Raw genomic sequence first — 13,822 nt, 5'->3', positions numbered from 1 at the left:
ACATAAGAGCCTTATAAGTTATTGTACCGAGTGAGCCTTTGTTACTGCGCCGCCGGATGCATCGGGTGTTTGATATCGTGGTAAAACAAAAAGGTCCAGCCTTTTTCGATGCCTTCGGCCCAAAACTGCTGGCGCAGTTCCATGGCGCGGTCGGGATTATAATCGTACTTGGTTTTATAGCGCACTTTCATCTGCGACAATTGCGGCGCTTCATCGCCACCAAAGAAAATCGTTTGTCCTTCATCGTGAATCCAAAACACCTGGTGAAACGGCGAATGGCCGTCGGTGTGGCGGTATTCGATATAATCATCAATAAAGCCATGATCATCGTGCATGAACTGCACCTGCGGCGAGTGCATCAGCGGCTCCAGTTCGTCCATCAAAAATGAAGGGCCGCCGGTTTGCCAGGCATAGTCCAGTTCGCGCTGCTGCACATAATACACTGCGTTGGGCAGGTTCAGCACATGGCCGCCGGCAAAGCGTCCGCTTTCGGGGTTGCCAATGCCGCCTGCATGGTCTTTGTGCAGGTGCGATAGCAACACTTTGGTTACCTGCTCCGGCTCAAAGCCCGCTTTGCGGATGTTCTCGTGCAGTTGCAGTTTGCCGTTGGGCAGCGTGTAGCCCAGGCCGCAATCGAGCAGCAACAGGTCTTTGCTGGTTTTTACCAAAAACGGCTGGATCTCCACCAGGATAGCGCCGGCCGGCCGCTGGTCTTTTTCCAGGTCGAAGGGTACAAACATCTTTGTTTTGTCGATGGAGAAAGTGCCTTCGGAAAGTGGGAAAATGCCACCCCTTGCCCCCGTGGAGGAGGAACCCAGGTCGGCGCTGCTGCTATTTTGATCGGACATGATTGAGGTCGAGAAGTTTTATTTCAATGGTTTCGATAACGGCGGCAAGTTCGGACATTATTTGTTGGCTGGAAAAACTATGGCCGGGCAGCTGTTTGGTTTCAAGATTTTGCTGTTCCGGAAATGGTTTGTTCTGCTGTTTGTCATCCTGAGCGCAGCGAAGCACCTAGGTGTTTAATGTAAGAAATAGTGCTGCTATAATGCCTTTCCCATTTGATGGCTTATTCCGGTGCAGGATCAGATCCTTCGCTGCGCTCAGGATGACAAGGCAAAAAGCGTAATTGGTGGCAAAGAGGATTACGAGGAAAGGGCATTATCAGCGGTGGTATAGGACACTTATTACACTCAGTGTCTGTCATGCCGAACTTGTTTCGGCATCTCCGACACTTCGCGGAGTTTACAAGAGCACAAGGAGATGCCGAAACGAGTTCGGCATGACAGCTAATAAAAAGAAACAGCTTGCTACAGGTGCATAGATAAAAGCCGAATAATGATACAGAACGTACAAGTGTGCGACGCAACAGGCGCTCAATAGCATTACTACAGCCGGTTACATAAAAAAAGCTTCCATCTCTTGAAGAGATGGAAGCTTTGTGACTTATGCTCAAGCGATGTGCTCATCGCAGATGATTGTTTGGCTACCGCAGCACCATCTGCCGGTCTGCATCGAGGCGAATGAGGATGAACAACAAAATGGTAAACGTAATGAGCGATGTGCCGCCATAGCTTACAAAAGGCAGCGGGATGCCGATCACCGGCGCCAGGCCAACTGTCATGGCCACGTTGATGGCGATATGGAAAAAGAATACCGACGCGACGCCGTAAGCATATACGCGGCTAAACACGCTGCGCTGCCGCTCGGCAATGATGGCGATGCGAAAAAGCAGGAACAGGTAAATGAGCAGCAAGGTGGTGGTGCCTACAAAACCAAAGCCCTCGCCGATGGTGCAAAAGATAAAGTCGGTGCGCTGCTCCGGCACAAAGTCGTACCGCGTTTGGGTGCCCTTCAGCAGGCCCTTGCCCAGCACGCCGCCCGAGCCAATGGCGATCTTTGATTGCTTTACGTTGTAATCGGAAACCGCTTCTTTTTTTACCCCACTGGCTGCCTGCACCTCGCTGGGTACGCCGCTGTACGGGTTGTCGGTACCAAACAGGGTAAAGATGCGCTCCACCTGGTGTTTTTGCAGCACGTTCTGGAAAATGAACGGCACCGCAAAACGCTGTACCCCCACGCAAAGCAGCCACACCAGCACAATGCTCACCAACACCGATTTGCGGCGGCGGATCTGCCTGCGCATACTCCAGGCCGTTAGTGCGGCAATAATAGTGAGTACAATGGCCAGTGTATTGGGCTCCATCAGGATGGTGGCAATAACCAGCACGGCGGCCGAAAAGCCCACGATCAGCACCGTTGGCGACAAGCCTTCGCGGTACATGACCAGGAAAAAAGCAAAGTACACCAGGGCCAGCCCGGTTTCGCTTTGTAAAATAGACAATACCGCCGGCAGCAGGGCAATGCCTGCAGCAATCAGCTGCGACCGTCCTTTGGTAAAATCGGTATCGGGGCGGGACAGGTATTTTGCCAGCGCCAGGCACACGCTTACTTTACAAAACTCGGCCGGCTGAAACTGTATGGAGCCAAACCGGATAATGGACTCGGTGCCCTTTACCTCGGAGTGAAATGGAAATACCAGCAGCATCAGCAACATGCCGAAGGCATACCAGATGTTGGCAGTAGCGGTAAAAAATTTAGAATCCGTAAGCAGGATAAATGTGGCTAAAATAGCAGCCAGCACAAAAAAGAACGCCTGCTTGCTGTAGTCGGTTTTAAAACCCAGGAACGAAGCCAGCACCGGGTCGCCTTCGCGGTAGGTAACGGCAAAAATGGCCAGCAGCCCAATGCCCACCAGCAGCAGGTACAGCCAGATCATAACCTGGTCTACCCCTTTGGAAATTGTTGGTTGGTTACGCGACATGTGTGGTGGTTGGTTTTCCGGCGTTCATAAAATGTTCCTGGGGCAGCACGGCTTCAAACAGGTGATAAGCCACGCGTTGTGGTTTGGGCGCTGTTGGTGTGTCGGCTTTTTTATTGGCGTTGTTGATCGAGTCGCGTTTCCGCTGCTCTTCGCGGGTGCTGTTCCAAAACTTGCGCAGGTAGGCGCTGTCCTTGGTGATCTTAAACCATTCAACGGCCCGCAGCGAGTCGAAAATAAACTGCTCCCGCTTCAGGATGGAAGGCATCAGGTTGCGGGCAGCCATAGCGTCGGCTTTTTTAATGCTTTCAGGACGCAGGGTATCATTCAGGTATTTTTCCATCAGCAGCGATGCAATGGGCGCCGCCGAGGTGGAGCCGTAACCTGCGTTTTCCACCACTACCGCAATGGCAATCTTTGGATTTTCGCGGGGCGCAAAAGCCACGAACATCGAGTTTTCGTTCAGCTCCACTTTTTTACCGCCAATGATCCGGAAGTTTTGAGCGGTGCCGGTTTTTGCGCAAATATTGATGCCCGGGATGGCGGCGGCCCTTGCCGTACCGGCAGTTACCACATCCTGCATGCCCCAGATAATGGCATTAAAGGCCGAATCCGGGATATGGGTCAGCACTTCGTGCTTTTGCCGAAACTTATGCAAAATGGTATCCTGCGGTGTTTCGTTGTCCACCGATTTTACAATATGCGGCGTGTAGTAATATCCTTTGTTGGCAATAACGCACATGGCGTTGGCCAGTTGCAACGGTGTGGCCGTCATCATATCCTGCCCAATGCCGAGGGTAAGGTTGGTACAGGAGCTCCAGGTATTGCGGTACACTTTGTTGTAGCGCGCCGTGTCGGGAATATTGCCGCGGTCTTCCGAGGGCAGGTCCACGCCCAGCCGAATACCGAGGCCAAACGCATTCATGTATTCCTGCCATTTGGCGTAGCCGTCTTTTACATTGCCCCATTTAGGGTTGTCCACCGCCATGCGGTATACATGGGTAAAATACGAGTTGCACGAGTTGGCAATGGCGCGGCGCAGGTCGGCTGCGTGGCCACCGCCGGCGTGGGTACAACCAGGTTTGCCGATGCCGCAGGCATAATAGCGGCCGCCGCACGGATAACCAAAACCGGCGGTAATGAGGCCCTGGTCCAGCGCTACCAGTCCGCCCAGCGGCTTAAAGGTAGAACCCGGTGGGTATTGCCCTTTGATAGCGCGGTTGAGCAGTGGCCTCGACACATCGAGCACAAACTTGCTGTAGGTTTTTTTAAAGTTGGGGCCGGTCAGTGCCTCAGGGCTAAAGTTGGGCCCCGATACCATGGCAATGATGCCGCCGGTTTTGGGCTCAATGGCCACCACGGCACCCACTTTATTGGTCATCAGCTTTTCGGCCAGCTGCTGCACTTCAATGTCGATAAACGTTTGCACGCCACGGCCGGCAATGGCCGCCGAGTCAAATTCCCCGTTTTCGTATGAACCCACCAGGCGGTTGCGGTTGTCTTTGATGAGGAATTGCACACCGCGTTGCCCCATTAGCATGCGTTCGTAGTAAGCTTCAATGCCGGAGCGGCCTACATAGTCGCCGGGTTTGTAAAAACCACCCGAGCGGTTGATGATGCCCGAATCGGCTTCACCGATGTAGCCCATAAAGTGGGCACCGGCATTAAACGGATAGGTTCGTACCGGGCGCTCCTGCAGGAAAAACCCCGATCCAAAGCGCCACATATTTTCCTCGAGGCGGGCATATTTTTCCGGCGCCAGCAGGCTTTCAAATGCCGTGGGGCGGTAGCGGCCGTTTTTGATGATGGCTGTGATCACCCTTTTGCGGAACTCCGCCGTGTCTATTTCCAGCAACTGGCACATATAGGCCGTGTCCACGTTGCGCATTTCCGATGGGGTTACCATCAGGTCGTAAATCAGCGTATTGTTTACAATGGCGCGGCCTTCGCGGTCGTACACAATTCCGCGGGGCGGGTACACCACCTTACGGAAAACGGCATTTTCCTGCGCCAGCTGCTGGTACTTGCTCGAAAGCACCTGCAGGTTGAACAGCTGCGCCAGGATAACAAGAAAGGTTGCGAAAAAAATAATCCGGATGATATACGTCCTGGATTGGTTGAACACAGACATAGTGGGTTAAAAGATATGTGCCGTTGGCTGCCGGAATGAATAGGTGTTTCAGTTGCAAAATTTGCCATTCGGATGCATACCCGCAAAACTATTTCGGCGGGAATGGCTAATATTTTGGTAAAGCCCGGAAAAAGGGCAAAACGACGATTTCGGATTTCGGATTTTTGAACTTTAAATTTAGACTTACTTCCTTCCTACCAGGTACACCCCGGCGAAAATCAGCACCGCAGCCAGCACTTTGTCGAAGCTTATGGTTTCGGCAAGAAAAAAAGAAGCCAGCAGCACGGCAAAAACCGGCTGTGTGTAAATGTAAGAGCCCGTAGTGGCAGCGCCCAGTTGGCGAATGCCATATGCATTGAACACATATGCCATAAAAGTGCCGGCCACTACAATAAATGCCAGCGCACCAAATCCGCCGGGGTTCAATTCATCCCAACCGATGGCCGCCGTATCGGCCCAGGCAAAAGGCAAAATAAAGAGCAATCCAAAAGTGAACATCCACCGCATTACATGCAGCGCCGAATACGTTTGCATCAGCGGTTTTACCAAAATAAAATACGCTGCGTACGAAACGGCATTGAGCAGCACCAGTGCATCGCCCAGGAGCGGGTTGGAGCCGGCACCGGTGCCGGTTTTGGAGGCGATGAGCAGCACGGCGCCACCAATGCCCAGCAACAGGCCACTTCCTTTGGCAAGGGTTAGTTTTTCCTTTAAAATCCACACGGCAAACAGGGTAATGATCAGCGGTGTGGCCAGCCCGAGCAAGGCTGCATGCACGGTGGAAGTAAGCGTCAGCCCTTTGATAAAAGCCATTTGGTTGATGGCTACACCGGTAAGGCCGCACAGCACAAAGCGACCGATGTGCTCCCTGCGGATGCCTTGCTTTTCTTTTGCCGCCAGCCACAAGAGCCAAAACAGCAGCAGGCTAAAACCCACCCGCAGCATGTTGATGGCCAGCGGTGCCACCGGCCGCGGCGAGATCATTTTTACAAAACTAAAATTGGCTGCAAAAGCCAGGTTGGTAGCCAGTACGGCGGCATGCGCCGACAATTTATTCGATGGTGTTGTAGCGTTCAAGTTATTCAGATGGATGATGCATTTGCTTCCCACTCGTCGAGGGCTGCGGCCAGCAGGTCGGTTGTGCCTGGTTCGGGAAAGTGATAGGTAAAATGTGCCGCCTTTTTCAATGCTTTTTTTAAATCAAAACCCTGCTGTTGCTGCGCCAGCGCAAAGCCCGACTGGTGCAAATGCCGTGCAAGATAAGCCTGTTCGGTTTGGCCGGGTGTAGGCACCACGATGGAGCGCTTGCCCAGTGCGGCCAGGTCCATCACCGAACTGTAGCCGCTGCGGCAAACCACCAGGGATGCCCGCTGCATGGCTTCCTGCAAATCTTTTGTAGGCAAATGATTGAACACCTGCACACCGGGAACGGGGGGAAGCACCTGCTGGCTGCCGGGCAGGCCACGAACCAGGGTTACCGGCATTTTAGCGTTTACCAGTTGCGGCAACAGGATGTTTTCAAAAAGGGTGCGTTGCGGCTCGGGGCCGGAGAGCAGCACCAGCAAACCGCTTTGCTCCGGCTGCGGTTGCCCCGTTGCAAACCGGCTTAGCGGGCCCACGTACCGCAAAGGCATGGCAGGCAGGCGATGAGGATGCGATAATGCGCCAGCCAATCCAGGCGCCCCGGCCACATCGGGCACCCAGCAGGCGTTGAATTTTTGGAGCAGGGAAAAATGCATGCGCTGCACCAGTCCGGCCGCCACCGGTGCCTGGATGCGCAACTGATGGGTGATGACGGTGCAATGTGCTTTTGGGTGATAAAGGCCGTAACGGTTATCGGAAATCACCGCATCGAAGCTGTGCACTGACATCATTTGCGCCAGCCATTGCTTTTCCGCCTGTATCGCGGCCCAAATTTGTGGAATCTGGCGCAGCAGCAGCGCTGCCGTTTGTACAGCCGAAACCCCATATTTTATACCATAGCCCGCCAGCGGCAGGTAAGTGAGTTGGGGAAATTCAGCCTGTAAAAGACTTTTCTGCTGGCTGTTGCCCACCAGGTACACCCGGTGGCCGCGCTGCAGCAGGCTGTGAATGATGGGAATGGCGCGGGTTGTATGGCCCAAACCCCAGTCGAGGGGTGCTACCAGCACTTTTTTTTTGCCACTACCTGTATCAGGCATATTTTTCACCTCCCTTCAGCCATTTTAAATACTAATTTGTTCAATATTCAGTTATCTTAAAAAAACAGGAATGAAAAACCGTCTTGCTGCCGTGGCACTGTTATTGACCATGCTTTTTGTGTTCGAGGGATGCCAGAAAAACTATTACACCGGCTCCAGCAAAAAGAGCAATTGTGGCTGCCCCTCGCAGAAAGGATGGTAGGCTTTTTTAAAAAATGATTGCAGTATGAAAAACCACAACCGCGATCTTTTGGTTTTGTATAAGTCGGGAATGGGTCAGGAATCGCTGGAAAACACGGTTGAATGCCTGCACCGCATATTGCGCCAGGTAGAATGTCTGAACATTTTTTGCCAGGCGCATGAACTGGCCAGAAGAACCCGCATTACCCACAAACGATCCGCTTTGCTCCGCGCCATTGAAGATGCCGAGCTGAAGCCGTTTCATTTTTTGATCAATAGGAATTAGGAAAGACCGAAGACGGAAGTCCGAAGTCGGAAGATGGAATTTAAATAATCTTCTGACTTCGGACCTCGGACTTCAGACTAACTCAACTTCTCCAACGCCTCCTGCAACTGCTGGAGCATTTTGCCTATTTCTTCTTCTTTGCAGGTGCCTACGCTCAGGCGGTACCACGGCGAATCGTTCGGTGCACCAAAAGCATAAAACGGCACAATGGCCAGCTTGGCTTCTTCGAGCAGGTAGCCCGTAACTGCGGCCTGGTCGTGCAGCACTGTGCCATCGGCGCCGGTTTTTCCGGCCAGGTCCATTTTTATGGTGAGGTAAATGGCTGCTTCCGGCGCCACTGCATCTACAGGCAAACCTTCACTTTTCAACTGCATCAGCCCGTCGTAAATGCCGCGGAGGCGCAGCGAAATTTTTTCTTTAAATTCTTTCAAGTAGGCATCAATGGCTTCGTGCTGTTGTAAAAACCGGGCAATACCTTTTTGCTCGGCCATGGGCGCCCAGGCACCCACATGCGACAGGATGGCTTTCATTTTTGCCAGCACCGGTGCAGGGCCAAGGCTCCAACCTACCCGCACACCTGTGGCGGCAAATACTTTGCTCACCGCATCCACAAAAATGGTGTAAGGCCGTATGTCGGGGCGAAGCGATACGGGGTCGTAATGCTCGATGCCGTCGTAAGTGAGGTGCCAGTACATCTGGTCGTAAAGCAGGTACAGCTTTTTATCGCCATCGCCGCGGCGGGCATTTTCTGCCAGCACCAGGTCGCAGATGGCTTCCAGGCCCTCCTTGCTAAAAGTGGTGCCGGTGGGGTTTTGCGGCGAGCACAGCGACAGCAGCGTAGCCGACTGAATATGCGGCGCAATGTCGGCCGCTTTGGGCATGAAGTTGTTTTCGGCGGTGGCTTCAATCACAACGTGTTCGCCCGATACAAAATGCGTATAGTGGTTGTTGTTCCACGAAGGAACGGCGTAAATCACCTTGTCGCCTTCATCGCAAATGGCGCGGTAAATGGCATAAATGAGCGGACGCCCACCGCAGGCCACCAGTATTTCATCCACGCCGTAGCTCAGGCCCTGGTAGCGTTGCACAAACTCGGCGATGCTTTGGCGCAGGTCGAGGTTGCCTTCGGCAGCGGGGTAATTGGTGAGGTGCTGGCGGTACGCTTCGATGATGGCGGCTTCCATTTCGGCCGGTATGGGAAAAATAGCAGGATCAAAATCGCCCACAGTAAAGTTGTAAATGGTTTCGCCCTTGCGGATGCGTTCGCGGATTTCGCCGCCCAGTTTTACAATTTCAGAACCGATCAGTGTTTCGGACAGATGCGAAAGTTTCATGTGTTAATCTCCGGGGGCAAAGATAGTTGGTAGTTGACAGTTGGGAATTGGTAGTTCGGAGTCGGGAGTATAGAGTTGATAGTTGAGTGTTTGGAGTTTCATTGTTTAAGATGAAATTTCGGATTGGCAGCCTGAAGTAGGATTGCGCCAGGCACCGCAACCGTCATTGCGAGGCGCAGCAGCAGCGTTGTTACAGGAAACACTTGGGCGCCGAAGCAATCTCCTTGTTTTAAAAATAAGATCGCACAGTGGAGCGAAAATGACTTCTACCTTTTAATTTGCCGGGGATTGCTTCGGCGCATTGGCTGTTCCAATTTTACAAACACTGCTGCGCCTCGCAATGACGGCAATAGCAGCCAGATGAAAACTCCAAACCACAAACTCTAAACTCGGAACTGCCATCTACCAACTATCAACTACCAACTGTCAACCCTCCACTCCTACTCCAATCCCAACTCCCTAAACGTATTCCCCTGACTTAAATCGCCGGTTTGGTAGCCGCGTTTAAACCAGTACATGCGTTGCTCCGATGTGCCGTGGGTAAAGGTTTCGGGCGATACACGGCCCTGTGCCTGCTCCTGCAGCCGGTCGTCGCCAATGGCGTTTGCGGCCCGTAGTGCTTCCTCCACATCGCCTTCCTCCAGCAGGTTTTGCCCCTGCACATAATGCGCCCACACACCAGCCAGGAAATCGGCCTGCAACTCCATGGCTACCGAATGGCGGTTGTATTGCTCCTGGCTAACGGCACCACGCAGGCGGGCCATTTTTTGCGACCGCCCCATTAGGGTTTGAATATGGTGGCCCACTTCATGCGCCACTACATAAGCCATGGCAAAATCGCCAGGCGCACCAAAGCGCTGCGACAAGTCGTTGTAAAAAGAAAGATCGATGTATAGTTTCTGATCGCCGGGACAGTAAAACGGGCCGCTGGCCGCGGTAGCGCCGCCGCAAGCCGACTGCACCTGGCCAGTAAACAGCACCAGCGTAGGCTCGACATAGCTTTGCCCGCTGCGCGAAAACAATTCGTTCCAGACGTTTTCGGTTTCGGCCAGCACCACTTTTACAAACTTGGCCTGCTTATCCTGCGCTGCCTGCTCCTGCTGGCTCATGGGCGCACCGCCGCTGTTGCCTGGCAGCGGCAGTTGCGAGGTGTCGATATTGCCACCCAATAAAAAATTTACCAGCAGCGCAATGACGCCAATAATGCCGCCGCCAATGGCAACGGGGCCGCCAATGCCGCGGCGGTCGTCAACGTTCGTACTTTCTCTGCGGCCGATCCAACGCATAAAACAGGTTTTTAAAAACTGGTAAAAAAAGTGTGCCCGAAGAAGAGCACTGCACTGTATCAAACGCGGGCATTCGTAAAGTTGCGCCGGCGCTGCAGTAAATGCACGACCGGCACCATAGGATTTACCCGAAACTAACAAAAATCATATAGGAAAATACAGCGATGGTTGTATTTTCCGCCCCAATACCTAACTGCTTAGACAAAGAATTAATCCGCTATGAAGCTCCATGACCTGCTGGGTGTGCTGGCCACCGTGTGTTATCTGGCGCCGCTGGTGCTCATCCTGTTCCTTGGATTGTTTATCAACAAAAGCCTGCTGTCGCTGGCCCTTTATTGCGCCATTGCCGTGGTGCACAATGCACTCAACACCGGCCTGCTGGCGGCCCACCCGCAAGTGCTGCACAACAGCGGCATTTTGTTTGGCTACCTCAACAGCCCGCTGATGCTGGGCCTGCTTACGCTGTATTGCCACACGCCGGTAAAGAAAAAAGCCCTGTACAGCGCCGCCACCCTGTATATTATTTACGAAGCCTTTATTGCCGTTCTGTTTGGCTGGCAGGAAAAAAGTGTGCTGTATACCAGCGGTGTGGGCCTAATGCTGGTGTTTGGATTGGGCATTTATTTTTTTACTGCACAACTAAAACAAACCGTAAGGTTTGGCAAAGGCCTGGGCCGGTCGTTTATTGCAGCGGCCATTTTCTTTTCCTATGGCCTTTACGGCATTGTGTATTATGTGCATTGCATACACCGGGCACCCGAAGTGGCCGATACTATGGCGCTGTATTACACCGCTTCCATTATTTTTTGCGTGCTGGTTAGCACCGGCTTGTTGCACCTTTACCTACGCCACCGGCAAATCCAGCAGGTGCAGCAGGTGCGCCGCGAACTGCAGGCTTTTTTTGCTGAATAAAAACAATGGAGCACAATGCTTTCACTCCCAGCAATCATCACCATATCGCAACAGGTTTATTGTAAGTAAAAAACCCCGGTACAAGGACCGGGGTTAGGATGGGCTCATGTGACTTCAGCTTACAATGGAACGGCACGGGTTGTTTTCATCTGCCTAAAGTGTGCCGTCCCTATCTATCTACAACACTACAAATCGTATCCGTTGGCGCCAATGAGGCGGGCAGCAATACGGCGGCGTGCCTCTTTGCTGTTATAAGGTTGCGCCTTGGTAAAGCGGCGCAGGCCCAGCAGCATCATGCGCTGTTCATCGCCGTCGGCAAATGCATTGATGGCGTCTTTGCCGTGCTTCAGCACCCGGTCGGCTGCATCGTACAGGTAGCAACCCAAAATATCTTGGTACGCCTGTGTATCACCGCCAGCGGCTGCCAGTTTTTCCACCCGCAGCAACAGGCTTTCGCTCACAAATGTTTCCAGCGCCATATCGGCTATGTGCATTAAAATTTCCTGCTCGCTTTCGAGGCCCATCATCAGCTTTTGCGCAGCAGCACCGGCCGCCAGCAACACCGATTTTTTAAAGCCTTCTACCAGCTTTGTTTCGGCGGCAAACGGTGCTTCGTCGCCTTCGCCAAATTCGGGGATCGACATCAGCTCTTTTTGCACGCCCATGGCAGCGCCCATTAGGTTGAGGCGGCCCTGCATAGCCCGTTTCAGGGTCATGTCCACCGTTAGCAGGCGGTTGATTTCGTTGGTACCTTCAAAAATGCGGTTGATGCGGCTGTCGCGGTAAGCACGTGAAATATTGTACTCCGCACTAAAGCCGTTGCCGCCATGAATTTGCACACCTTCATCCACCACATAATCCAGCGCCTCGGAGCCCACAACTTTCAGGATGGCGCATTCAATGGCATATTCTTCGGCAGCGCCCAGCAGGGCCTCGTTAAAAGGCTTGCCGCTTTCCAGTGCTTCTTTCTCTTTATCATCAATCCACTGTGCAGTGCGGTACAGGGCACTCTCGGAGGCAAATATGCGGATGGCCATTTCGGCGATTTTGTGCTTGATGGCGCCGAAGGCCGCAATGGGCTGTTTGAACTGTTCGCGGGTGTTGGCGTACTGTGTTGAAATAGAAGCCGCCATTTTGGCCCCGCCCAATGCTGCTGCACACAGCTTGAGGCGGCCGATGTTGAGGATGTTGAACGCTATTTTATGACCTTTGCCAATTTCGCCCAGTACGTTTTCGGCGGGCACTTTGCAATCCTGAAAATACAGTTGCACGGTAGACGAACCTTTGATGCCCATCTTGTGTTCTTCGGGTCCGTTGCTAAACCCTTCCATGCCCCGCTCCACAATGAATGCGGTGAATTTATCGCCGTCAATTTTGGCAAAAACCGTGAACACATCGGCAAAGCCGCCGTTGGTGATCCAGCATTTTTGGCCAGTTAAAATATAATGCGTGCCATCGTCGCTGAGGCGAGCCGAAGTTTTGGCACTGAGGGCATCGGAACCGCTGTTGGGTTCGGTCAGGCCGTAAGCGCCCACCCACTCGCCGGTGATGAGCTTGGGAATGTATTTGCTTTTTTGCGCTTCGTTTCCAAAATATAAAATGGGTAAAGTGCCGATGCCGGTATGCGCCGCCAGCGCCACGGAAAACGAGTGGCCGGCACCGAGGTAATCGTTGATGATGGTGGAGGTAACAAAGTCTTTGCCCAGGCCACCATATTCTTCGGGGAAGGAAGCCGCCAACAAGCCCTGTTCGCCGGCTTTTTCAACCATCGACCGCATCAGGCCCGGCTCCAATTCATCCAGCCGGTCGAGTTGCGGCCACACTTCGGTTTCCAGGAACTGTTTGCACATGTCGCGGATCATGCGCTGCTCTTCCGAAAAATCTTCGGGGATGAAGGTATTGGCCGGTTCGCTGGGCCTGATCAGCCACTCGCCGCCTTTCAGCGCTGTTGTTGCTTGTATGGTGTTCATGGTGGTTATTTTTAGGTTTAAGAAATCGTTAGTTGGAAAAGTCCTAAGTCGGAGGTCCGAAGTCCGAAGATGGTGTCTGATTGTTACCTCAGTCTTCCGACTTTGGACATCGGACTTCAGACTACTTCAAATTATCATACACTTTCTGCAGCACCTCCTTACATAGGTCCACATGTTCTGGGGGGACACCGGAAAGGGCTTCGTTCAGGGTTTCTTCGGCCAGTTGCATGGTTTGCTCCTGTAGCTTTTGTGCCGCCTTGGTTACATATATTTTATTGATGCGCCGGTCCGAGTCGGAAGGCACCCGCTGCACCAGGCCCAGTTTTTCCAGGTTATCTACCAGGCGGGTAATGCTGGGTTTATCGCGAAAAGTGGCGTTGCACAGGTCCTGCTGGCTTTTGCCATCATCTTTCCATAAATGATACAAAACACTCCACTGCTCAATGGTCAGTTGCAGGCCTGCGGCATTAAATTTCTTTTGCAGGCTGCGGGCAATGGCAATCGATGCCTTGCCGGTGATAAAACTGTATAATTCGCCTTTTTTAAATTGGTTGTTTTGCATACGGTTGTTTAAACAACCATTCCAAGTTAGGTATTTTTTTAAAATGAACAAGCACGCCAACAAATATTTGGCAATGCGGGTAAAAAGCGGATGATAGCCGTTTTGGAATGGCCTTAATGAGTTAACACTAGTGACAACTTACAGAAGCAAGCTTTATAAA

Annotated in this window: 12 protein-coding genes; 3 read left to right on the top strand and 9 right to left on the bottom strand. The window is 52.6% G+C overall.

Translation table 11 applies throughout. From position 1 onward, the window contains the following. Positions 1-41 precede the first annotated feature (41 nt). Positions 42-848, bottom strand: coding sequence for an MBL fold metallo-hydrolase (locus tag DRJ53_RS17810; protein WP_114237017.1), 807 nt, complete (start codon positions 846-848; stop codon positions 42-44). On the opposite strand from DRJ53_RS17810, the gene DRJ53_RS17805 reads away from it, so the two are divergent. After that, positions 847-1,026 (top strand): hypothetical protein, encoded by a 180-nt coding sequence (locus DRJ53_RS17805; RefSeq protein ID WP_114237016.1) that lies wholly within the window; start codon positions 847-849, stop codon positions 1,024-1,026. The two genes, DRJ53_RS17810 and DRJ53_RS17805, sit on opposite strands and share 2 nt — an antisense overlap. A 460-nt stretch (positions 1,027-1,486) precedes the next feature. Here the strand turns inward: DRJ53_RS17805 and rodA are convergent, their stop codons facing one another. The 4 genes from rodA to DRJ53_RS17785 form a co-directional block, all read right to left on the bottom strand. Next, entirely contained in the window at positions 1,487-2,824 is a 1,338-nt protein-coding gene (gene rodA, locus DRJ53_RS17800; RefSeq protein ID WP_114237015.1) for a rod shape-determining protein RodA, read from the bottom strand. After that, a complete protein-coding gene (gene mrdA / locus DRJ53_RS17795; RefSeq protein WP_114237014.1) occupies positions 2,814-4,952 on the bottom strand; it encodes a penicillin-binding protein 2 in 2,139 nt (712 codons plus the stop codon). Before mrdA ends, rodA begins: the two co-directional genes overlap by 11 nt. Before the next feature lie 183 nt (positions 4,953-5,135). Then, positions 5,136-6,029, bottom strand: coding sequence for a DMT family transporter (locus DRJ53_RS17790; RefSeq protein ID WP_162303916.1), 894 nt, complete (start codon positions 6,027-6,029; stop codon positions 5,136-5,138). A gap of 5 nt (positions 6,030-6,034) precedes the next feature. Beyond that, positions 6,035-7,132, bottom strand: a complete 1,098-nt coding sequence (locus DRJ53_RS17785) for a glycosyltransferase (RefSeq protein ID WP_114237012.1) — start codon at positions 7,130-7,132, stop codon at positions 6,035-6,037. Positions 7,133-7,358: 226 nt separating this feature from the next. On the opposite strand from DRJ53_RS17785, the gene DRJ53_RS17780 reads away from it, so the two are divergent. Continuing rightward, on the top strand, positions 7,359-7,598 hold the full coding sequence (locus DRJ53_RS17780; protein WP_114237011.1) for a hypothetical protein: 240 nt from the start codon (positions 7,359-7,361) through the stop codon (positions 7,596-7,598). A 77-nt stretch (positions 7,599-7,675) separates the two neighbouring features. On the opposite strand, the gene DRJ53_RS17775 is transcribed toward DRJ53_RS17780, so the two are convergent. Beyond that, a complete protein-coding gene (locus DRJ53_RS17775) occupies positions 7,676-8,932 on the bottom strand; it encodes a pyridoxal phosphate-dependent aminotransferase (protein WP_114237010.1) in 1,257 nt (418 codons plus the stop codon). Positions 8,933-9,372: 440 nt separating this feature from the next. Further along, on the bottom strand, positions 9,373-10,218 hold the full coding sequence (gene ypfJ / locus DRJ53_RS17770; RefSeq protein WP_114237009.1) for a KPN_02809 family neutral zinc metallopeptidase: 846 nt from the start codon (positions 10,216-10,218) through the stop codon (positions 9,373-9,375). Positions 10,219-10,437: 219 nt separating this feature from the next. On the opposite strand from ypfJ, the gene DRJ53_RS17765 reads away from it, so the two are divergent. Next, complete coding sequence (locus DRJ53_RS17765) at positions 10,438-11,130, top strand: hypothetical protein (protein WP_114237008.1); 693 nt, start codon at positions 10,438-10,440, stop codon at positions 11,128-11,130. A gap of 185 nt (positions 11,131-11,315) precedes the next feature. Here DRJ53_RS17765 and DRJ53_RS17760 read toward each other — a convergent pair whose 3' ends face one another. Continuing rightward, positions 11,316-13,100 carry an acyl-CoA dehydrogenase family protein gene (locus tag DRJ53_RS17760; RefSeq protein ID WP_114237007.1) on the bottom strand — a complete coding sequence of 595 codons (1,785 nt, stop codon included), beginning with the start codon at positions 13,098-13,100 and terminating at the stop codon, positions 11,316-11,318. Between the two features lie 121 nt (positions 13,101-13,221). Continuing rightward, positions 13,222-13,662 carry a MarR family winged helix-turn-helix transcriptional regulator gene (locus DRJ53_RS17755; protein ID WP_114237040.1) on the bottom strand — a complete coding sequence of 147 codons (441 nt, stop codon included), beginning with the start codon at positions 13,660-13,662 and terminating at the stop codon, positions 13,222-13,224. Between the last annotated feature and the right edge of the window lie 160 nt (positions 13,663-13,822).

The sequence above is a fragment of the Paracnuella aquatica genome, from assembly GCF_003332885.2.
GTDB lineage: Bacteria > Bacteroidota > Bacteroidia > Chitinophagales > Chitinophagaceae > Flavisolibacter > Flavisolibacter aquaticus.
This window is presented reverse-complemented; position numbering and strand designations above follow the sequence as displayed.

Coding starts and splice junctions, on each gene's coding strand:
- ypfJ (WP_114237009.1), bottom strand. CDS start 10,218: ATGCGTTGGATCGGCCGCAGAGAAAGTACGAACGTTGACGACCGCCGC.
- DRJ53_RS17760 (WP_114237007.1), bottom strand. CDS start 13,100: ATGAACACCATACAAGCAACAACAGCGCTGAAAGGCGGCGAGTGGCTG.
- DRJ53_RS17755 (WP_114237040.1), bottom strand. CDS start 13,662: ATGCAAAACAACCAATTTAAAAAAGGCGAATTATACAGTTTTATCACC.
- DRJ53_RS17780 (WP_114237011.1), top strand. CDS start 7,359: ATGAAAAACCACAACCGCGATCTTTTGGTTTTGTATAAGTCGGGAATG.
- mrdA (WP_114237014.1), bottom strand. CDS start 4,952: ATGTCTGTGTTCAACCAATCCAGGACGTATATCATCCGGATTATTTTT.
- rodA (WP_114237015.1), bottom strand. CDS start 2,824: ATGTCGCGTAACCAACCAACAATTTCCAAAGGGGTAGACCAGGTTATG.
- DRJ53_RS17785 (WP_114237012.1), bottom strand. CDS start 7,132: ATGCCTGATACAGGTAGTGGCAAAAAAAAAGTGCTGGTAGCACCCCTC.
- DRJ53_RS17805 (WP_114237016.1), top strand. CDS start 847: ATGATTGAGGTCGAGAAGTTTTATTTCAATGGTTTCGATAACGGCGGC.
- DRJ53_RS17765 (WP_114237008.1), top strand. CDS start 10,438: ATGAAGCTCCATGACCTGCTGGGTGTGCTGGCCACCGTGTGTTATCTG.
- DRJ53_RS17810 (WP_114237017.1), bottom strand. CDS start 848: ATGTCCGATCAAAATAGCAGCAGCGCCGACCTGGGTTCCTCCTCCACG.
- DRJ53_RS17775 (WP_114237010.1), bottom strand. CDS start 8,932: ATGAAACTTTCGCATCTGTCCGAAACACTGATCGGTTCTGAAATTGTA.